A 19,788-nucleotide genomic window follows, 5' to 3' on the forward strand; every position below is an offset into this window, starting at 1 on the left:
CGTATTCATGCGGCAGAAGGCGGTGTGGGGCTTGCGAGACGGCCCGGATGGCCCGATGCGCCAAGGCTCATGAGGAGACCGCGATGGAGCAGTTGCACGCGCTGGCACGGGCCTGCGGGGTGGCGCGCGAGTGGACCGATGTCGAGGGCCGGCTTCAGCAGGTGAGCGACGGTGCGCTGGCGGCGGTGCTCGCGGCTTTGGGTCACGATGCGGGAAGCGAGCGTCAGGCGGCGCGCAGCCTTGAGCGCCTCACCGCGCGCAACGCCGCGCTCCCGCCTATGCTGGTGGGCGATTGCGGCGGGCAGCTGCCGCTGCCCTTTGCCGCCACCCGCGCCGAGGCGACCGGCGAGGACGGACTCACCCTCCCGCTGATGGTGGAGGGCGGTCTGCTGCATCTGCCCGATGCGCCGGGCTATTACGATCTGGCGCTGGATGGCCGCACCACCCGGCTGGCGTTGGCCCCGCCGCATTGCCCGCTGCCGCGCGACCTCATGCCGCCCGACGCGCGGCACCGTCCGTGGGGCGTGTCGGTGCAGATCCCGGCGCTGCGCGGCGTGCGCCTCGCGCCGATGGGCGGGTTCGGCGAGCTGGCCGAGGCGGCGCGGGCCTTCGGCGCGGCGGGAGCGGATGCGCTGGCGATCAATCCGGTCCACGCGCTGTTTCCGGGGCACGGCGAGTGCTACAGCCCCTATTCGCCCTCCAGCCGCCTGTTCCTCAACGGTGCGCTCGCCGATCCGGCGCTGGCGGGCCTGCCGCCGCTGCCAGAGCGCAAAGGGCCGCCGCTGATCGACTGGCCGCGCGCCCTGCCCGAGCGGCTGGCGCAGCTGCGCGCCGTGTTCGACGATCTCGACCCCGCCCGCCGCGCCGCCTTCACCGCCACCGACGACGCCATGCTGCGCCGCCACGCGCTGTTCGATGCGCTCGATTGCCACTTCCGCTCCGGCGGCGCGCATGGCTGGCGCGGCTGGCCTGCGGCATTCCACGATCCCGCCGGAGAGGCCGCGACCCGCTTCGCCGCCGAGCACGCCGGGGAGGTCGCCTTCCATCTCTTCGTGCAGGCGCTGGCGCGGCAGGGGCTCGCCGCGTGTCAGGCCGCCGCGAAGGGGGCGGGAATGGGGATCGGCCTGATCGGCGACCTTGCCGTCGGCGTCGATCCTTCGGGGAGCGACGCCTGGTCGCTGCGCGATGCCATGCTGGATGGCCTCACCATCGGCGCGCCGCCCGATCCGCTCGGGCCGCTGGGGCAGAACTGGTCGATCACCAGTTTCTCTCCGCAAGGCCTGCGCGCCAGCGGCTATGCGCCGTGGATCGCGATGATCCGCGCCGGACTGGCCGCAGGCGGAGGCCTCAGGATCGACCACGCCTTCGGCCTCGCCCGGCTGTGGGTCATCCCCGAAGGCGCTTCGACCGGGGAGGGGGCCTACTTGAGCTACCCCTTCGCCGACCTGATCCGCCTCGCCACGCTCGAAGCGCACCGTGCGGGCGGGCTGGTGATCGCCGAGGATCTCGGCACTGCGCCCTATGATTTCACCGAAGCGGTGACCGAGCGGCGGATGCTGGGGATGCGCGTGCTGTGGTTCGAGCGCGCCACTGACGACGGTTTCATCGGCGCGCAGGACTATCCGCCGCTCAGCGCCGCGATGACGGGGACGCACGACACCGTCACCGTCGCGGGCTGGTGGCGCGGGCGCGATCTCGACTGGGCGGAGCGGCTCGGTCGGCTCCCCGAAGGTGTCACCCGCGCCGAGGCCGAGGCGATCCGCGACTGGGACCGGGGGCTCTTGTGGTCGACCCTCGATCACACCGCCCCGCGCCCCGCGCCCGACAATCCCGCCCCGGTGGTGGACGCCGCCATCGCCCACATCGCCCGCACGCCCGCAGAGCTTGCGCTGGTCTCGCTGGAAGATCTGCTGGGCGAGGAAGAGCAGCCCAATCTGCCCGGCACCGTCGCTGTCCACCCCAACTGGCAGCGCCGGACCGAAGGGCCGGTCACCGCGCTCCTCGCCGATCCGCCGGTTGCCGACCGCTGCGCGATGCTGCGCGCGCTGCGGCAGGACGGCAATTCCTGACGAGAACGCGCCCGCGCTGCGTTGCAATTCCATGACGCATCGCTAGGCGGGCTGTGTCCAGCGCCAACGGGGATTCGCGTTTCATGAAGATCATGTCCGGCAATTCGAACCTGCCGCTCGCCCGCGCGATCGCGGCCTATCTCGAAATCCCGCTGACCGACGCCAGCGTGCGGCGCTTCTCGGACGAGGAAGTCTTCGTCGAAATCCACGAGAACGTGCGCGGGGAGGACGTCTTCGTCGTCCAGCCGACCAACTTCCCGGCCAACGACAACCTGATGGAACTGCTGATCTGCATCGACGCGCTGCGCCGCGCCTCGGCCAAACGGATCACTGCGGTGGTGCCCTATTTCGGCTACGCCCGGCAGGATCGCAAACCCGGCCCGCGCACGCCGATTTCGGCCAAGCTGGTGGCGAACCTCATCACCGAAGCGGGCGCCGACCGCGTGCTGGCGGTGGATCTCCACGCCGGGCAGATCCAGGGCTTCTTCGATATCCCCACCGACAATCTCTATGCCGCGCCCGTGATGGCCGCCGACATTCAGGCGCGTTACGGCGATCAGGCGCTGATGGTGGTCTCCCCCGACGTGGGCGGGGTGGTGCGCGCGCGGGCGCTGGCGAAGCGGCTCGACAACGCCCCGCTCGCGATCGTCGACAAGCGCCGCGATCGTCCGGGCGAATCCGAGGTCATGAACATCATCGGTGACGTCGCCGGGCGGCACTGCATCCTGATCGACGACATCGTCGATTCGGGCGGCACCCTGTGCAACGCCGCCGAGGCGCTGCTGGAAGGCGGCGCGGCGAGCGTGGCGGCCTATATCACCCACGGCGTCCTCTCGGGCGGCGCGGTGGCGCGGATCAACGGCTCCAGCCTCAAGGAGCTCGTCATCACCGATTCGATCCGCCCGACCGAAGCCGCCGAAGCCTCCGACCGCATCCGCATCCTCCCCATCGCCCCGCTGGTGGGCGAGGCGATCCGCCGGATCGCGGACGAGAGTTCGGTCAGCTCGCTGTTCGATTGATGGCGCTCGACCCTGCCGAAGTGCGAGGCCTGCTGATCGAGGCGGCCCGCACGCGGCAGGTTTTCACCTACGGTGCGCTCCTCGGCATCCTCGGCCACACCTTCACGCGGCCCCTGATGCGCCAGCTGTGCAAGGTGCTCGACCGGATCGACGAGGATGGCCGCGCGGCGGGTGAGCCCGGCCTTGCGGTGCTGGTGGTGCGCCAGTCGGACGGCCTCCCCGGACAGGGCTGGTTCGTCGGCCGCACCGAGGTTCACGACGACTTGCCGCGCGAATGGGAGGGGCCGGAGGCGCGCCGCTACACCGAGGCTCGACAGGCCGAAGCCTTCGACTATTGGAAAACCGCATGACAGATAAAGATCTCGCCCTCGCCCTGCGCCTTGCCGATGCGGCAGGCGCCGCCATCCGCCCGCTGTTCCGGGGCCAGTGGAGCGAGGAGCGCAAGGCCGATCGCTCCTACGTCACCGAAGCCGACCGCGCCGCCGAGGCCGCGATGCGCAAGCTGATCGAGGCGGAGTTCCCGCGCGACGGGATCATCGGCGAGGAATACGGCACCCGCAACGAAGGTGCCGGGCGGCAATGGGTGCTCGATCCGATCGACGGCACCACCAGCTTCATCGCCGGTCGCCCGATCTTCGGCACGCTGATCGCAATGCTTCAGGACGGATGGCCCGTACTCGGTATCATCGACCAGCCCATCAGCGGCGAGCGCTGGGTCGGGCGCATCGGCCAGCCGACGCTGTTCAATGGCAAGCCCGCCACTTGCCGGCCCCTGAAGGACCTTGCCGACGCGGTGCTCGGCACCACCAGCCCCCACGCCTTCACCAACGAAGAGGCCGACGCCTTCATGTCGGTCGCCAAGAGCGTGGCCGAGCGCAAGATCATCTATGGCGGGGACTGCTACAATTACGGTCTCGTCGCCAGCGGGCACATCGATCTCGTGATCGAAGCCGGCCTCAAGCTCCACGATTACGCGGCGCTGGTGCCGGTGGTCGAGGGCGCGGGCGGCATGATGGCCGACTGGCAAGGCAACCCCCTCGACGCCGGAAGCGACGGCACGGTCATCGCCCTCGGCGACCCGGCGCGGCTGGAAGACGTCCTCGAGGCAATGGGTTAGTCACCCCCGGCGCGAAGCCCGAGACGAGAGATTTCCCACCGGTTTTCGTAAATCGGTGCGAGTCCCAAAAGTACGAATGGCTGCCGACGCCGAATCGCTGTTTGATGTTCGAAGCCTCGATCAAGCCGCTCGGCCTGTCCTCAATCGCAGCTGGCCATCAATCAGCTCATAAATGCGATCTGCGGCCCCCAGCAGCGCCGGTCGATGCGCAATCACAATCCGCGTGATGGGCAAATTGCGCAGATGCTCGGCGATCTTCATCTCCGAGGCCTCGTCGAGGTTGGCGGTGCCCGCCGGATAGCGCCGCCCCCATTTCGCCGATCATGGTCGAGAAACCCTGGGACATCTGCTCGATCTCGGCGATGATATTTGCCGAACGCGCCGCCTCGACCACCCGATCGACACTCATTTCCGGATCGAAAAAGGCAATATTCTCGGCAATCGAGCCCGAGAAGAGCTGATCGTCCTGCAACACGATCCCGGCCCGTCCACGCCAGCCGTGCCACAGCGCCGGGTTGGCTGGTCTGCTGCCGATCATGATCGTCCCGGCCGCGGGCTCGTAAAGGCCGGTCAGAAGTTTGAGCAGCGTCGACTTTCCGCCTCCCGAGCGCCCGGTGATGGCAATATATTCGCCGAAAGGCACCGTCAGGTCGAGATTGCGGAGCACCGGCTCGGCGCCCTCGCCATAAGTGAAGCAAACGTCGCGCAGCGCGATAGTCTCTTGCCCGACCGTTGCGGGGGCCTCGCTCCCCAACTCGGTCGGCTGATGCACCAGAGGTGCGAGGCGGCGGAGATGCAGCTTGAGGAACCGCAGCTGCATCGCCTGATTGATAAGCGCCAGCGCGCGCTCGCTGAAGGTCGACCGGAACGAGAGGAAGGCGACCAGCATCCCGACCGACAATCCTTCCCCTTCTATCGCGATGCTCGCACCCACCGCGACCAGCACGATCATCTGGATGCTCCCGCTCAGGCGCTGCAAGGCCGCGAGCAGGCCCATGCATTTTGCAAGGCCGAGTGACGATGCTGCGACCTGAAGGTAGCGCTGCCGCCACTCGCCTTCGCGCGTCATCTCTCCTCCGAGCAACTTGACGGTGGTGGTCGCTCGCATGGTTTCGATCAGGTGGCTCTGTTCGACCCCCCGATTGATCAGATCGCGCTGGGTGTAGTCGCGCATCGGTGAGAGAAACGCCATGCCGATCATCGTATCGATAGCCAGTCCGACCAGTACGATCAGCGTAAGCGGGGCGGAATAGAAGAACAGCAGCACGATCGCGAAAATGGCCATCACCCCGTCGAGCAGGCTTTCGACCATGGTTTTCGTGAGAATTTCCTGCAGGCTCCGCCCCGATTGCATGCGTGACAGCAGGTCGCCGACGCTCTGCCGGTTCAGAAAATCCTGCCGGATGCGGATCAGGCGAGCCACCAGCCGCCCCATGGTCTGATAGGCGACCGATTGGCCGATCTCGGCGAGTGCCCAGCTGCGCGTGAGATCGAGCGCAAAACGCAGCGCGGCCAGCGTGCCGAATCCGATCGCCAGAATCAGCAGAAGCGAGGTGTCGCCCTTGGCGATCGCCTCGTCGATCACGAGCTGGGTAAAAAAGGGGAAGGCAAAGGTTATGACGAGCAAAGCCACCGAAATGACGAGAATCTGGCCAGCGGCTTGCCAGAAGCCCTGGATGCCGGGCCACAGTTCGCGCAGCCGGGCAGGGCGCTCTTCCTCCTCCTGCGCTGCGTTCAATCGGGGCATCGGCTCGAAGACAATTCCTTTGAGCGGAACAGGCCGTGGGATGCTCAGACTGCGCGGGTGACCGGCGACATCGAGCCGCAGGCTTTTCGTGCTTTCAGCGCCGCCAAAGCCGATCCGGCCATCGGGCAAGCGCACGATCAGGGGTGCAGCGGCCCGATCGACGCTTTCGCCAAGCGTCACGATACGGCCGGAGAGGCCGATCCTTTCGCCAAGCGTCACAAGTTGAGCGAGACCAAGCTCACTCCGCGACATTGCGGCCTGCTCTCGCAGGCTGTTCAGCGAGATTTCGATTCCGTGATATCGCGCCGCGAGCCACAGCGAATGGACGGCGCTTTCCGTCGTGCGCGCGGGATCGGCTACCACGGAATGTCCGCTTGTCGACAGCGGAGCGCTCATCACGACACGCTGGCATTGGCGAACAGCGGATCGAGCAGCCATTCGACCAGGGTCCTGCGATCGGTAACGACCTCGGCGGTAAGCAAGCTGGAAGGCTGCAGAGGAATGCGCTTGCCATAGGCCTTGATGGACTGATCGGGCAGGCGCACGCGGACGCGGAACATCGGTTCTGCCGCATTCATCGTCGGGATCTTGAGTTCCTCGGGCGGTATGGCGGCCTGGGAGATCGACATGACCGTGCCGACAGGTGCGCCGAAGCGCTGGTGCGGAAAGGCGTGATACTGCAGGCGCACGGCGTTGCCGGGGCGGATGAAGCCGACGGCGCGCGACGAAACGAACAGGTCTGCGAACAGGGCCGAACCCTTGGGCAGGATCGCGCATAGAGCCGATCCGCTGACCGTATCGCCGGAGTTCGCCGTCAATCCGGCAACCCGGCCCGAAACCGGCGCTCGCAGGACATAGCCTCCTGCAAGATCGTTCTGGATGCGGCGCTGCTCGATCCCGGCAAGGGCCGCGGAACTGTCTGCCCGGGCACGCAAATCCTCGGCGGCGAGCCCGGACAGCTGCGCATCGATCCTTCGCATTTCGCTCGCGTTGCGATTATTCTGTTCGCGCAGCTGGATCATCTCGTCGAGAATTGCCGTCCGGCGCGCCTCGATCGATTCAATATCGCGCAAGGACACGAACCCCTTGTCGAGCAGCGGCTTGCGCCGCTCCATCTCGCCGTCGACAAGCGCAAGCTTCCTCTCGGCCAGCGTCAGGCGACTGGCCGTGCTGTCGCTGGCATCGGCAAGGCGCCTGCGTTCTGCCGCGAGTTCCGCACGTCGGCTTGCCAGCTGAAGGTGTGACGCGCCGGCCGCATCCCGCAGCGCTTCGGCCTCGAGGGTGAGTTGCGACGTGATCGCCGTGGCGACATCTCCGCTGGACAGCGACTGGGCCGAGCGGATCGTCGCAATGATGTCGCCCCGTTCGACGAACGCGCCTTCTTCGACTGCCAGCGACGAGACGATCCCGCCCGCACGCGGGACGACACGCACAAGCCCCTTTTCCGGAACCAGCCACCCGACTGCCGTTTCCTTGCGCGCGTAACTGGCGAACGAAGCGAATACGACGCCAACGAGTACGGCGACGGCGACGATGACGCCAATGGTCGAGCCATAGCGGGGCATCGGAATGCGCAGCAATTGCACGTCGGCCTGCGTGCCGAACGTCCGGTTCGCAAGCCCGAGCCCCACCCGGTTCACGCGTGACCTGCGCGCAGTTCGAGCGAAAGAATATCCGGCGTGTCGGCGAATGCGAGCTGCAACAGGCCGAGTCCGATACCGGCGCGCCCGACCATCAGCCCGGGTGTTTCCGAGAACGCGGCAATGCCGCATCGATAGCCCCCTTCTGCCTGATGCTCGCGCAGGGTTTTTGCGACCAGATGGCGCGCATGATCCTCCCACCCGCCGCCCGCCCGGTGGAAGACCAGCGCATTGCCGATCGACCCGTGGCACAGACAGTGGCTACCGCCGGCACCATGTCTCGCCATTTCCTCAAGCCCGCGTTTGATGCCGTGCGAGAGACCGTCAACCAGTTCGCCGGCCATTTCTCGTATGACCATTCGTCCCAGCACGATTCCCGGCGCTCCATGGCACCATGTCGTCGAGGTCGTGATGCCTTCGCGTTGATCGATCCAGGTTTGCCGATCTGCCGCGAAAGTTCGATCTTCGAAAAGCAATGCGCTGCGTGCAAGGTCCAGCGCTTCGGCTTCACCCGCTGCGATGCCGTAATGGGCCAGCGCGGCAGCAATCCCGGTGCTGCCATGCGAAAATCCCGTAAGGCCGCGGGGCTGGATCGCGGTCGGCCAGAAAGCGGCGCCATCGGCGTATTCGGCGGCATCCCGGAGGCGTTCGAAGCAGGCTCTGGCTGCTGCGGGTGCCTCGGCCGGATAGGTCTCGAACAGCTGGACAGCCACCCGCAGCGCACCTGCGGCCCCGCCGATGATGTCGATCTTCAGATCCTGCGGCGCGGCGCGTGCTATGGCTTCCAGACGGCCCGCCATGCTCGCATCGTCTCGCGGCGCGCGGATGGCTGCCCTGATCCGTTCTTCGGCGTAGGCAAGGGCGGCATGACCCTCGAAACCGCCGACCTGATTGCCCAGGTTGTCGGGATTGGATCGGCGGATGGCCTCGAGGCAAAAGCGCGCCATGTCGGCGACCTCGGGCGCGTCGCTGTGGCGCGACAGTTCCGAGAAGAACAGACCGATCCCGGCAACCCCATCGTAGATCGACGAATCCGACACGCCGATCCCGTAACTTTCCGCTGTCAGGTTCGTCGCTCCGAACCAGTAGGGCATATCACGGAAAACAAACGCCTCCCGGGCGAGCGCGTCGCCGATTGTGCCGGCAGCCGCTAGCCAGGCGGATTGATCGGGCGCGGCGTCGGTCGGGTCCTTTTGCACCGCGTGATGGGGCTGCTCCGGGCCGCCGGTCAGGCGACTGGAGCGGAAGGCCTGACGGATCACCGAACATTGCCGGGCGAGATCATCTTCACCCATGGCGTCAATCCGCTCGCGCGACCGATCATAGCCTGACTGTTCAAAGAAATTGGCGATCGTTTCGCCGTCAGAGGCATGGAGATCGGTCTCGCTTGCCAGATAGTGGAAATGCGGCACATCGCCGCGTTGCAGATCGCGGCATTCGGCAGCCACAAGCGATGCGAGATAGGGCTCGTGCTTGATCTGCGACCACAAGCTGGCGAATGACATGGCCCGTTCGGCAGCATCGCGTGCAACCGTGGGGTGATAGGACGCGCGCAAGAGCTTGGCGTAGGTAACGGTTGGCCGGGCGACATGACGGACCTTGACCCTTGCGAACTGCGCAAAGGGGCCTGCGAGAAGCTCGTTTCGGCCCTCGACAATGGCGCGATAGGCGGCGGCGAAGCCCTGCACGATATCATCGACATGTTCATGAGCGGGCACGACTTCGGAGCCGAGCAGCGGGTTCGCCCCGCGCGTGTCCAGTTCGCCCTCGATCGCCTCCAGACGGGCATCGTCGCGACCGATATCGCTCCATTTGAACGCCTGGATCGGAGAGGGCTGAGCCTCGAACACCCCCGCCGCGCTCAGATCGACCCGTTTTCCCTCGATGACGGTAGGCGTGGGAAGATAGCCGACCCACAGCATTGAATCCACCCGAGCCCGGCCCGACGATGCGGCGTAGTCGGCACCCGGAACAGGCGGCGGGAGTGCGGTGAACAAGGTTTCGAGATCGACGGCAAAGGGTTGCGGACCATCGAAGATCAGGTTTTCGAAATGGATGTCGCTTGCCCCGGTGCAGTGGAGCGCCGCGAGCAAGACGCCGAGACGCTGGTAGGCTTCGCGAATCTCTTCCGGATTGGTGCAGGATGAGTGTGCAATGAAGCGCGCCCAGCCGTATTCCTCGCGATCCCATACGGGCACCCCCACCGGCGCGGGCGAAACGCGCTGCGCCAGCCAGTCAAGAAGGTTCGCAAAGGCGAGATCGCCTGCAAGAGAGCGCGGCTTGTAGACGATCCGACCATTCTCGAACTCGAGGATATTGACCGTGCGTCCGCCGTGATGCGCATCGCCCTCGCCAAAGCTGACGCTCTTCAGCGGGCCGAGAGAGCTCTCGGCGAGGGTATCGAGCGCGGGGCGATCGGTGGCGTAACGGCTTGCGAACTCCCTGACGGCGCCCAGGGTCGCGGACGAAAGTTCGCCAAGCAGGCGATCCAGTGACGGGAAGCGCGCGAGCAGAACGGCGCGACGATCCCGGTTCAGCATGCCGCGAGCAAAATCCTGCGCGCGGGCCTCGGGGTCTTCGCCCTCCAGCTTCCGTTCCACACGCGCGATATTGAGCGCCATCAAAAGCGATGGAAGGCTGACCTGCTGCAGACGGCTGGTAAGATATTCGACCGCCATCGCTTGCAGACAATCACGGTCACCGGGTGTCAGCGCAAGCGCAGCGAGGTGACGACTGAGCTGCCGGATGAATTCGCCCAGCACCGGTACGAGCGCTGTGCCTACGCCCAAAGACTCCACCAGCGCTCTGCGTCGTGTCTCGTCACGGTTCAGCCGCTGCCAGTAATCATCGTCGTGCAGGCTGCCGAGCATGGGATGCCACGGGCGGCCCTTGATGCAGCTGTCATCGACAGTGCCATCGCGTTCGAGCAGTCCCGCAATGATCGAGGGATTGTGCAGGCCCAGCGCCCCCAGAAAACGATCCCTGTCGGCATCGTCGCCATCGAAATAGGATTGGGTGAACCAATCGCATTTCTTGGCGCCGGAGAAATGGGAGGCGGATTGATCGGTATCGGCGAGGACCTGCGCGCGTTCCGAGAGATCCAGCATTCGAATGGCGATCATTTCCACCTCCCACCTTCTTCAAGAATCAAGCCGACCGTTCAGCACAGGAGAACCGTGGCGCAGGCCAGGCACGGGGTGCCGAAAACGCTTCCGCACGAGCATCCGCCCGTGGTCGTGTCGCTGCAGCCGCAGTCGGCGGTGTAGCTGTTGACGGTGCCGGGCCCCGGCTTGGTCGTGGAGTCCTGCGCGTGAACCTGCGAGGGAGAGGCACCCATCGGGCTCGCGGGGATTTCGAAATCGCTGACAAGATCGAGATCGATATCGCCCACATTGAAGCCGACACGCTCGATCAGCGCGGCGATGGCCGCGGCACGATCGGTTCGCAGTTCTTCGGCGAACTGCTCGTCGGTCCACGAAACGATCTGGATCAGATCCCGCAGTTCCTGTGCAACTTGATTGTCGGCGATGTCGGGGCGCTTTTCAATTGTATCGAACATTGTAAAACTCCTTCGCATTCAGGCATTATTGCCGACAATGTGAATTGCGTTCTATCTATTTCAAATCAAGACAATTTTGTTCCAAATTGATAATCACTATTATCCTGATAAGGCGAGTATTTTGTCTTCGACAGATTTTCAAAGCGAGGGCGATATATCTCTTATCCAGACCAACAAATCTGTGCCTTTACTCAGAGCGTGAAGGCCCTTGGTCGTATCCCAGGCCGCGGGGTCAATCGCCGCTCCCACCCATCGTCGTCCCATCGGGCAGTCGCGCAGCTTGCTTCCCCATGACACGGCTGGCAGCCAATCGGGCCTGAACCAGAAGCTTTGCGCGCTCGATCCCTTCAGAAGGAAGGCCAGATCGCCTTCCTCGGCTGCCGGGAGCCTCACTTCGGTTCTGTTCGGCATCTTGCCGCCGGGGCTGTTCAGCGCGGAAAGGTCGATGGCTTTCACCGCACCAGTCCCCCACGCGAAATTGACGGTGACGTATTGCGTGCCCAGTTTCTGGCGCAGGTCGCTGCCGACCGAAGGGGCGGTGATGTGCCGATAGGATGCCGGCGCGGCAACGACATGCGTATCGTGAGCAAGGAAGACCAGCCGACCCTGCTCGGCTGCGGCTTGCACATTCCGCGCGATCGCACGGTCACGTCGGCCGACAAAATCCGGAGGGATCGCCATGCTGCGCGCGTCGACAGGATAGTATTCGAAGGCTTCAAGCCCCGCCACGGCGTTCTCCACCAGCATCAGGGCCCGGCGCTGTCGTGGCATCTCGGCCCTGATGAAGTCGCGCAGGGCTCGCGCATTGCGAAGCTGTTCCTGATGCTGTGCGTAAGTGGCAGCGGAAAGCCAGTCCGCCAGTTTCGCCGCTTCATCCGCCAGCAGGGGACCCGCGATCTGGCGAAGGCGGGCCACCTTGTCATGATCGGGCCCGTCCGCGACCATCGCAAGGGCCGTGCGAAGTTCGTTCGCCGGGTCCTGAACATCGACTCCGACCAGCGTGATCCTGGGGTGCCCGGACTTGCTGTTCCAGCGCCTGAGCCATTGCAGCAAACGGGTAAACTCGTCCGTCCGCAGAACGTCGAACAGGGCAGGGTCCGCCATGATTCGTGCAAGATCGCCCGGCTCGCCGCCAATGTAACGGTTCAAGGCCTCCGAAGGCAGACGATTGGCTTCGATCGCGATGACCGAAACCTTGCCTGCGCTGACGAGCGCGCGCACGAGTCCGAACCGAACAACCTGCTCCTCCTGAGAGCCATGTGTCGCCTCCCCCAATCCGATGATCGAACCCCGCTCAAGCGCCTCGGCCATACGCGTTGCTCCCGCGTCTTGGCCATCGTCGGGCGCGTGGCGGGGGATGGCGATGCCGACCGCATGGCCATCAAGCCAGCGCGCAATCGCCGCTCGCTCTTCGACCGAAAAGGTGCATTCCTGCAAAAGCGGCGGGGCTTGCGGTGCTCCCCGGGCGGCCGTCGGCGGATGAGCGATCACGCAAAGCGCGAGCAGCGCCCCGCTGACTGCCGGTCGCCCGCCGAGGGGCAGCAACCGCGTCACCGCAACTCTACCTCGGCAATCCTGTCCAGCAGAAGGGACATTTTCTGATGCCCGACCTGAGACAGCGAAAGCAGCATGACTCGCCTGTCATCGGGATGGGGTTCCGTAATCAGGAAACCATCGCGGCGCAGCCGGTTTACCCAGCGCACCGCTGTCGCGGGCGGGGCGCAGCTCGCTATTGCCGCACTGCCGCACGACGTGCAGCGGTTTTGCTCGAACGCCACGAACAGATCCAGCAGGATGTCCCATCCCGGTTCGTTGCTGAGGCTCTGAAGAACAGAGTCGCGAATACGTCGTTCGCGATAAATGCGTTGCGCGATGGCGACGCGGGTGACCGAGGTTTCCATTATTGCTGCGCGCGACACGGGTTGGCTTTGCGACGACATTCCTGCACCTCTTCCAGAGCAAGGTGAGGGCGGCGTTCGGATGCACCGTGGTGCGGCGTCGAGATCATCCGAATGCCGTCCAACCCGGAGCCGCATTCGACTCCAGACAGGGCAAAGGTGCCAGCACAAAAATTTAAGTCAAGGTTTAATCCTGGAACTCGGCCTCTGCCCCCGCCCGGTTCGCATTGTCGCTGGCAAGGAAGTCTTGGGGGTCGAACTCGTATCGCAGGATGTCGCCCGGCGAACAGGTCAGCGATGCACAGATCCGCGCCAAGGTATCGAGACGGAAGCCGCGCACCTTGCCAGACCTCAGAAGCGAGAGCTGGGTTTGGCTCAGGCCCACCCTGCGCGCCAGTTCCTTCCCGGTCATCCGGCGATCGCGAAGCACCCGATCAAGATCAATCATCACCGGCACTACACAAATTCGCCCAATTCTTTCTTCACGTCTGCATAGTCCCGAATCAACAATCCAATCATTGTGAAAATGAAACCTGCCACCATCAGAAGCATTGCTGAACGATCAAAATTCAGAAAAGCTCCTCGTGAAAACAATAGTCTGCCGAGGATTGGATTTACGAAGACTGTCAACAGACCTCCCGCGGACACCGCCAAACCGAAATTTCTTAGCAGTCCACCCAGCGCGATATCAAATTCAGCTTTGCGCGCCAATCGCCGGAATATCAGGCACAGGCACACAAGCGCGTAGATGTAGAACAGACCCGGCAATCGCGACAGCAAGGTTTCGGCGTCCCACGTACCACCAATGAACCCGATCAGTTCGAACACATGCGCCATGACATACAGCACCGTCAGCGTGGCGGTGATCAGGAAAAACTGTGACGCCCGACGCGCCAGCTGGTCTCGGGATCGCTTCGAATTTTCCATTTTGAAAAGCTCCAGTCCGAGTCTAATCTTTAAGCGCGAGATAAATTTGGAACTTGCCAGATCATGGGACGGTGGGGGTGACGGTCGAGATCTCGAATATCACAAAGCGCTTTGGGCAGCACCTCGTGCTCGATGACGTTTCCCTGTCATTGCAGGAAGGTTCCATCCTTGGTCTGGTGGGGCCCAATGGCGCCGGCAAGACGACCCTGATGCGCGTGTGCGCAGGTGTCGTTTCGGGGGGGCGGGCGAGGGTCATGTCTGCGGACAAGCGCTCACGCCCCGCGCGGGTTGCCGCGCTGTTCAACAACCGCGATCTCTACGACCACCTCACCGGTTATGACAATCTGAGGCTGGAATGCCATTTGCAGCACCGAACTATCGACGAGATTGGCCGTTTGTCCGCCTATCTCGATCTCGGATCGTTCCTGCATCGGAAAGTCGCCGTCTTTTCGCTTGGCATGAGGCAGCGGCTGGCCTTGGCCAGGGCGCTGGTGTCCACGCCCGATCTGCTCCTGCTCGACGAGCCGACGATTGGCCTTGATCCCGTGGCAAAGGACGAAATCTTCCGACTGATCGAAAGGCTGAGCGCTGATGGTGTGGCAATCATCATGTCCAGTCACGATCTGGAGGATCTCGAGCAGGTGGCCGACACCTTCGCCCTGCTGCGATCGGGCAGGATCGTGGCGCGGTCCGACCGCAGCGCCCCGTCGGGCAAGACTGGTGTGGTGATCGTCGGGACATCCGCCCCGGCGAGGGCGGCTTCGCTGCTGACGGCGAGCGGCTATGCCGCACGCCAAATGGGCAAAGACCAGATCGAGGTGCGTGCGGCCGATGATACGCCGCGACCCGACCGGGTTGCCCGGTTGCTGCTGGAGGCAGGTGTCACGCTTCATCATCTGACATCCAGTGACCATTCGCTAAAGGCGTTCATTGCAGCCCACGGGGGGTTTCGTGGTTGAAGCGAGCGTTTCGAACATTGCGATGGCCCGTGCGTTCGTGCGGACCGAGTTCATCAAGCTGCGCGGATCGCTCGCGCTGCTGCTCGCATTTGTCGCGCCGGTTTCGGTCGTCGTGCTGAACCTTGCGATCAGCTGGGATCAGGATGTCCGCAGCTTCGCCCAATTCGCCTCGGCAAGCGCGGCGCTTTGGGCCTTTGCAATGCTGCCGATGGCAGTCACCGCGCTCAGTGTCCTGCTCACCCAGATGGAACATTCGCGTCTGGCCTGGGATCATGCCCTGTCACACATCGGCGCAAGGCCGTTCCTCTATGCCGCCAAAATGCTGGTCGCAGCGATCATGACCTGGGCCATGCACGGTGTTCTGGCGATGGCGATGCTCATCGGATGGGTGATATTGCGAGGCGCCCCCGACCCTGTTGTCCTTTGGGGGGAATTTGCGACGATTTTGACGATGCTGTCCAAAATGGCGGCAAGCGCGATGCTGATGGTCGCCCTGCAGATGGGCTGCGCCATTCTGTTTCGAAGCCCGATCCCGCCGCTATGTCTGGGTATCGTCGGCACGATGGCTGCGACGGGAGCGGTGCTTTCCCGGCAGGGTGTCTACTTCCCGTGGCTGTTCGCAATCAACGTGATGAGCACGCCGGACCGGGCCGCTTCGGTCATATGGTGGGGATGTGTTGGCGGATTGGTGACATTCGTGGTGCTGGTCACATTTTTCTCGCTTCAGGAGCGCACCTGAGCGGGAAAGCGTTCGGCCCTGTATCGGTGCCTCAGGACGAAATCGCCCATCCGATCAGCACTTCGATGGAATTCTCGCTAAGGCAGCCCTGTTCTTGGTTCTGGTGCTGCGGTAGGCCGCTACGGGGCGCACACGGTTAACTGACCAAAGGCTGGAACGCACGCGCACAGAAGCCTCGCGGGTTGCCGGGCAGTTAGTAATTCTGCTTCGCGTCCTTGAACCGGCGAATGAGCGGCGACGTCGTATCGAAGCTGGCGATGTCTTAACTGTCGACGCTATCGATGTCGTCGGCCTTTGCGAAACCAGGGATATGGAGGCGTGTCGCCGGAGGTACGACGTCTCGGATATCTGTCAGCGGCCTGTGCGGGCCTTTTTATCTTGGCCTTTGCGAAACGGCCTCAAAAGGCCCGCAAAAATGCCGAGAACCCCCAAGTTTTCGCGGGACGTTCCGGAACGACCCAAGGGCCAGATCCCTAGGATTTCTGCGGGTTTTATAGATTATTTGGGAGAAGGTGAGAAAAACAGATGGTGCCAGAAGAGGCATCGTATTCGACGTCTTTTTTGGCTTGTTTTCAAATGCTTAAGAAATTCGGCTTTGCGAAAAAGCCCTCAAAAGGCCCGCAAAATCCGTCTAACGCATTGGTTCGATGCCTTTTTCGGGACTCGAGGACCTACTGACTTTTAATCAGCGGGTCACAGGTTCGAATCCTGTCGGGCTCACCATATTCTCATCGCCACGCGCTAAAGACTCTCGCAGTTCAAGGGGTTGGGCCTCGAGCGGCGTTGCCGCAGACGAGGCGCCTTGCCCCGGCGGACGCCGTCCAGTGGCCGCAAGTGCGCGGTGGCGCGGGGAGCATTTCCGGGTGCGGCGGGACCACCGAGGCTTGCGCGAATGCGGGAAATCTCTCGTCATGCCGTAACAATATTGCAACGCGTTGCAGGCTGTGACATACATATTGCGTGGACAAGCATCCCTTCTGTCCCCTCGACGGCCAAGTGGCCGTGCGCCGGTCGGTCGAGTATCATCTCACCGACTGGTTCAACGAGTGATTCCCTGCCGCGCGGGATAGGCGCGGATTGACGGCAGTACGCGGCGGGAGGTCGGGCTGCCATTTTTCAGAAAATCCGGGTCCAGTCCCGCTCGTTCGCCTCGCGGTCACGTCTGGCCGCGTCTGAGGGTTATCGGGGAGGTTCACCTCATGTCGTACAATTCACCGCTTCACCGCGGCGCGCTTCGCGTCGCCACCATTCTGCTTGCCGGCGTCGCCACGCCTGCGCTGGCTCAGGCTTCCGCTCCGCCCGCAGGCGACCAGCCCGCCGACGTCACCACGCCCGCCACGCCGCCTTCCGAGGAGAGCGAGGCCATCGTCGTCACCGGCAGCCGCATCCAGGGCCTGCCCGAAGACGGGCCGGTCCAGACCTTGTCGGTAACCCGCGAGGACATCGTCCAGTCGGGTGCCGGCACGATCATCGAAGTGCTGCAGGATCTGCCCGTCACCAGCGGCGGCGGCCAGACGTTCTCGACCGCCACGGCGGGGGCGCTGTCCTCGGATACGCCGGTCGGCGCATCGGCGATATCGCTGCGCGGGCTGGGCGCATCCTCGACCCTGACGCTGATCAACGGGCGACGGGCGCAGATCAGCGCCTTTGCGCGCGGACAGGAGAGCTTCATCGATGCCAGCTCCATCCCGCTCGCCGCAATCGAGCGGGTCGAGGTGCTGCCTTCGGGCGCATCGGCGATCTATGGCGCTGACGCGGTCGCGGGTGTCGTCAACTTCGTGCTGCGCGAGGACTTCGAAGGGCTGGAGCTGTCCGGGTCCTACGGCAATTCCACCGCCGGGACCGACGAGGGCCGCTTTAACATCTCGGGCGTGTTCGGCACCAAGCTTGGCGAGCGCAATTCGGTGATGCTGGTGGTCGACTATTTCCGCCGCAACCCCTTCTTCCTGCGCGATCGGGCGATCAGCCGCGATAGCCTCGCGCCCAGCCAGCAGGGCTTCTTCCCGAGCTTCAACGACCTGTTCCTGCAAGTGAACGACCAGACCGAAGAGCCGCAGGACGGCGGCTGCCCGGCGGAGGATTTCGGCGTCGGCAACCTCGGCGAATTCTGCGAGGTCAACAACAACGCTTTCGTTTCGGCTAATGACCGGCTGGAGACGCTAGGCGGGCTGTTCACCCACAAGTTCGAAATCAGCGACAGCCTGACGTGGTACAACGACGTGATCTACCAACGCGTCCGGTCACGCGGAGTCAGCAGCCCGGCCAATTTCAGCCGCGCGCCGATCGATCCCGAGAACCCCTTCTGGCCCGCCGCTTTGCAGCAGGACATCGTCGACGAGGGCGGGGCAGGCGATTTCAGCGACTTCTTCGGCTTCCCGATCTTCGCCTGGGGCAAGGTGCCTGAGCCGCGCGGAGTGGAGGTCGATTCCGACAGCTACCGCCTGACCTCGGGCCTCAAGGGCGATCTGGCGGCGGACTGGAAGTTCGATGTCGCCTTCCTCTACGGCGGCAATGACCGGGTGCAGCGCGGGACATCGGGCCTTTACCGCTCGGGCGTGTTCTTCGATCTCAACCTCGGCAATATCTGCACCGACGGCAGCCGGGTGAACCGCTGGGCTGTCAACGCTGCGCGCCCGAGCGCAAGCTTCAGGGGTGATACCTGCGAGGACGCGGGCAAGACGACGCTGTGGTACAACCCCTTCGGCGGGCAAGCGCAGCAATCGGACGGCGTGCTCGACCTGCTGGAGACCAACGCCGAGCGGCGCGGCAAGTCGCGGCTCTATGCGCTGGACGGTTTCGTCAACGGCACCCTGTTCGATCTGCCCGCAGGCCCGGTCAAGGCGGCGTTCGGCGGGGAATTCCGGCGCGAGACTCTGAATGACGTGCCCTCGGGCCTCGCGGTCGCGACACCGACCAACCCCGATCCGATCCTCGGGTTCTCCTCGACCAGCGCCAATGCCACGCGCAACAACTGGGCGGTGTTCGGCGAGGTCTTCGTGCCGGTGACCGAGACGTTCGAGCTGCAGCTGGCAGGCCGCTTCGACGAGTTTCAGGGCTTCGGCAGCAAGTTCAATCCCAAGGTTGCCGGGCGCTGGCAGCCGGCCGATTGGCTTGCCGTGCGCGGCAATTTCTCGACCAGCTTCCGCGCGCCTTCGTTGGCCCAGAGCGGGGCGGGTGTGCTGCTCTCATCCTACCGGGTCGATTGCCGCGCGGTGCCGCAGGCGTGCAACAACAACGCCAATGCCACCGGGCAGGCGCTGCTTTCGGAGGATGTCGGCAACATCAATCTCGAAGCCGAAACCGCCCGCAGCTTCGGTGGCGGGGTGGTGTTCCAGCCGACCCGCGATATCGAGCTGCTGGTCGATTACTGGAACATCCGCCACGAGAACCTCGTCGGCATCGACGAGGATGACTTCATCCGCCGCGCGCTAGGGGGCGAGTTCCCGGTGGTGGGCGCAGGCCTGCTGCCGACCGGATCGCCGGGGCTCGAAGTCACCAACGGCTTTGTCAGCGACGCGCATTTCCAGATCACCAATCTGGGCTTCCAGAAGACCGACGGGATCGACGTGGCCTATACCCACCGCTTCCCGGAAGGTCCGCTGGGGCTGTTCACGCTGACGGCGGACGTGACCCACATCTTCAACTTCGACCGGCAGGCCTCGCCTTCCAGCCCGGTCGAGCAGTTGGCCGGAGATTACCTCTTCCCCGACTGGATCGGTGCGGCGCGGCTGCGCTGGCGCAAGGATGACTGGCGTGCGAGCGTCGCAGGGTTCTACACCAGCGGCTACCGTGACGATCCGACCAACCGCACGCTCGATGCGCTCGGCCTGCCGCGCGGGCAGGACTATTTCGTCGATGATTACATCACCTTCGATCTGACCGTCAGCTACGATTTCGCCGAGGACAGCTTCATCCAGCTGGCGGTGCGCAACGTGCTTGACGAGGATCCCCCGCTGGTGCTCGGCTCGTCTTCCAATGTCGACCTGTTCAATCACGATCTGATCGGCCGTTATGCAACGCTCAGCATTGTGACGCGCTTCTAGAGCCCGCTAAGGGTCGCCAGACCGGGCCTTTCCGCTTGCGGGCGGGAAGGCCCGGAACAGCACACGAGGAA

15 protein-coding genes are annotated in these 19,788 nt (G+C 64.2%); 7 read left to right on the forward strand and 8 right to left on the reverse strand.

The genetic code is table 11. The features are described 5' to 3' along the window. Positions 1-83: 83 nt before the first annotated feature. From malQ to hisN, 4 genes are all read left to right on the forward strand, one after another. Positions 84-2,069, forward strand: coding sequence for a 4-alpha-glucanotransferase (gene malQ, locus E2E27_RS04470; RefSeq protein ID WP_141461571.1), 1,986 nt, complete (start codon positions 84-86; stop codon positions 2,067-2,069). 83 nt (positions 2,070-2,152) lie between these two features. Further along, positions 2,153-3,088 carry a ribose-phosphate pyrophosphokinase gene (locus tag E2E27_RS04475; protein ID WP_086606289.1) on the forward strand — a complete coding sequence of 312 codons (936 nt, stop codon included), beginning with the start codon at positions 2,153-2,155 and terminating at the stop codon, positions 3,086-3,088. Next, positions 3,088-3,438 carry a ribose-phosphate pyrophosphokinase gene (locus tag E2E27_RS04480; protein ID WP_141457884.1) on the forward strand — a complete coding sequence of 117 codons (351 nt, stop codon included), beginning with the start codon at positions 3,088-3,090 and terminating at the stop codon, positions 3,436-3,438. The genes E2E27_RS04475 and E2E27_RS04480 overlap by 1 nt, the downstream gene beginning before the upstream one ends. After that, a complete protein-coding gene (hisN, locus tag E2E27_RS04485; RefSeq protein ID WP_141457885.1) occupies positions 3,435-4,205 on the forward strand; it encodes a histidinol-phosphatase in 771 nt (256 codons plus the stop codon). Before E2E27_RS04480 ends, hisN begins: the two co-directional genes overlap by 4 nt. A gap of 166 nt (positions 4,206-4,371) precedes the next feature. Here the strand turns inward: hisN and E2E27_RS04490 are convergent, their stop codons facing one another. From E2E27_RS04490 to E2E27_RS04525, 8 genes are all read right to left on the reverse strand, one after another. After that, positions 4,372-6,348: a peptidase domain-containing ABC transporter gene (locus tag E2E27_RS04490; protein WP_181443557.1), complete on the reverse strand. Its 1,977-nt coding sequence runs from the start codon at positions 6,346-6,348 to the stop codon at positions 4,372-4,374. After that, positions 6,348-7,538, reverse strand: coding sequence for a beta-barrel domain-containing protein (locus E2E27_RS04495; RefSeq protein ID WP_234036183.1), 1,191 nt, complete (start codon positions 7,536-7,538; stop codon positions 6,348-6,350). Before E2E27_RS04495 ends, E2E27_RS04490 begins: the two co-directional genes overlap by 1 nt. Positions 7,539-7,588: 50 nt before the next feature. After that, positions 7,589-10,699 (reverse strand): type 2 lanthipeptide synthetase LanM family protein, encoded by a 3,111-nt coding sequence (locus E2E27_RS04500; protein WP_181443559.1) that lies wholly within the window; start codon positions 10,697-10,699, stop codon positions 7,589-7,591. A 53-nt stretch (positions 10,700-10,752) separates the two neighbouring features. Continuing rightward, positions 10,753-11,151, reverse strand: coding sequence for a hypothetical protein (locus tag E2E27_RS04505; RefSeq protein WP_141457889.1), 399 nt, complete (start codon positions 11,149-11,151; stop codon positions 10,753-10,755). A gap of 138 nt (positions 11,152-11,289) precedes the next feature. Beyond that, a complete protein-coding gene (locus tag E2E27_RS04510) occupies positions 11,290-12,705 on the reverse strand; it encodes an erythromycin esterase family protein (RefSeq protein ID WP_141457890.1) in 1,416 nt (471 codons plus the stop codon). Then, a complete protein-coding gene (locus E2E27_RS04515; protein WP_141457891.1) occupies positions 12,702-13,052 on the reverse strand; it encodes a helix-turn-helix domain-containing protein in 351 nt (116 codons plus the stop codon). The genes E2E27_RS04510 and E2E27_RS04515 overlap by 4 nt, the downstream gene beginning before the upstream one ends. 184 nt (positions 13,053-13,236) lie before the next feature. Continuing rightward, positions 13,237-13,497, reverse strand: a complete 261-nt coding sequence (locus E2E27_RS04520) for a helix-turn-helix domain-containing protein (RefSeq protein WP_353653635.1) — start codon at positions 13,495-13,497, stop codon at positions 13,237-13,239. Between the two features lie 8 nt (positions 13,498-13,505). Then, complete coding sequence (locus tag E2E27_RS04525) at positions 13,506-13,976, reverse strand: hypothetical protein (RefSeq protein WP_141457893.1); 471 nt, start codon at positions 13,974-13,976, stop codon at positions 13,506-13,508. A gap of 77 nt (positions 13,977-14,053) precedes the next feature. Here E2E27_RS04525 and E2E27_RS04530 point away from each other — a divergent pair, with 77 nt between their 5' ends. From E2E27_RS04530 to E2E27_RS04540, 3 genes are all read left to right on the forward strand, one after another. Next, positions 14,054-14,935 carry an ABC transporter ATP-binding protein gene (locus tag E2E27_RS04530; protein WP_181443560.1) on the forward strand — a complete coding sequence of 294 codons (882 nt, stop codon included), beginning with the start codon at positions 14,054-14,056 and terminating at the stop codon, positions 14,933-14,935. Then, on the forward strand, positions 14,928-15,674 hold the full coding sequence (locus E2E27_RS04535) for an ABC transporter permease (RefSeq protein ID WP_141457895.1): 747 nt from the start codon (positions 14,928-14,930) through the stop codon (positions 15,672-15,674). Before E2E27_RS04530 ends, E2E27_RS04535 begins: the two co-directional genes overlap by 8 nt. 1,199 nt (positions 15,675-16,873) lie before the next feature. Beyond that, positions 16,874-19,717, forward strand: coding sequence for a TonB-dependent receptor plug domain-containing protein (locus tag E2E27_RS04540; RefSeq protein ID WP_141457896.1), 2,844 nt, complete (start codon positions 16,874-16,876; stop codon positions 19,715-19,717). Positions 19,718-19,788 lie beyond the last annotated feature (71 nt).

It is taken from the genome of Porphyrobacter sp. YT40 (genome assembly GCF_006542605.1).
Taxonomy (GTDB): domain Bacteria; phylum Pseudomonadota; class Alphaproteobacteria; order Sphingomonadales; family Sphingomonadaceae; genus Erythrobacter.

Bases quoted from the DNA above. Each gene is read 5' to 3' on its own strand.
- E2E27_RS04540 (WP_141457896.1), top strand. From the start codon at position 16,874: ATGTCGTACAATTCACCGCTTCACCGCGGCGCGCTTCGCGTCGCCACC.
- E2E27_RS04475 (WP_086606289.1), top strand. From the start codon at position 2,153: ATGAAGATCATGTCCGGCAATTCGAACCTGCCGCTCGCCCGCGCGATC.
- E2E27_RS04515 (WP_141457891.1), bottom strand. From the start codon at position 13,052: ATGGAAACCTCGGTCACCCGCGTCGCCATCGCGCAACGCATTTATCGC.
- E2E27_RS04520 (WP_353653635.1), bottom strand. From the start codon at position 13,497: ATGATTGATCTTGATCGGGTGCTTCGCGATCGCCGGATGACCGGGAAG.
- E2E27_RS04505 (WP_141457889.1), bottom strand. From the start codon at position 11,151: ATGTTCGATACAATTGAAAAGCGCCCCGACATCGCCGACAATCAAGTT.
- E2E27_RS04500 (WP_181443559.1), bottom strand. From the start codon at position 10,699: ATGCTGGATCTCTCGGAACGCGCGCAGGTCCTCGCCGATACCGATCAA.
- E2E27_RS04490 (WP_181443557.1), bottom strand. From the start codon at position 6,348: ATGAGCGCTCCGCTGTCGACAAGCGGACATTCCGTGGTAGCCGATCCC.
- E2E27_RS04480 (WP_141457884.1), top strand. From the start codon at position 3,088: ATGGCGCTCGACCCTGCCGAAGTGCGAGGCCTGCTGATCGAGGCGGCC.
- hisN (WP_141457885.1), top strand. From the start codon at position 3,435: ATGACAGATAAAGATCTCGCCCTCGCCCTGCGCCTTGCCGATGCGGCA.
- malQ (WP_141461571.1), top strand. From the start codon at position 84: ATGGAGCAGTTGCACGCGCTGGCACGGGCCTGCGGGGTGGCGCGCGAG.
- E2E27_RS04525 (WP_141457893.1), bottom strand. From the start codon at position 13,976: ATGGAAAATTCGAAGCGATCCCGAGACCAGCTGGCGCGTCGGGCGTCA.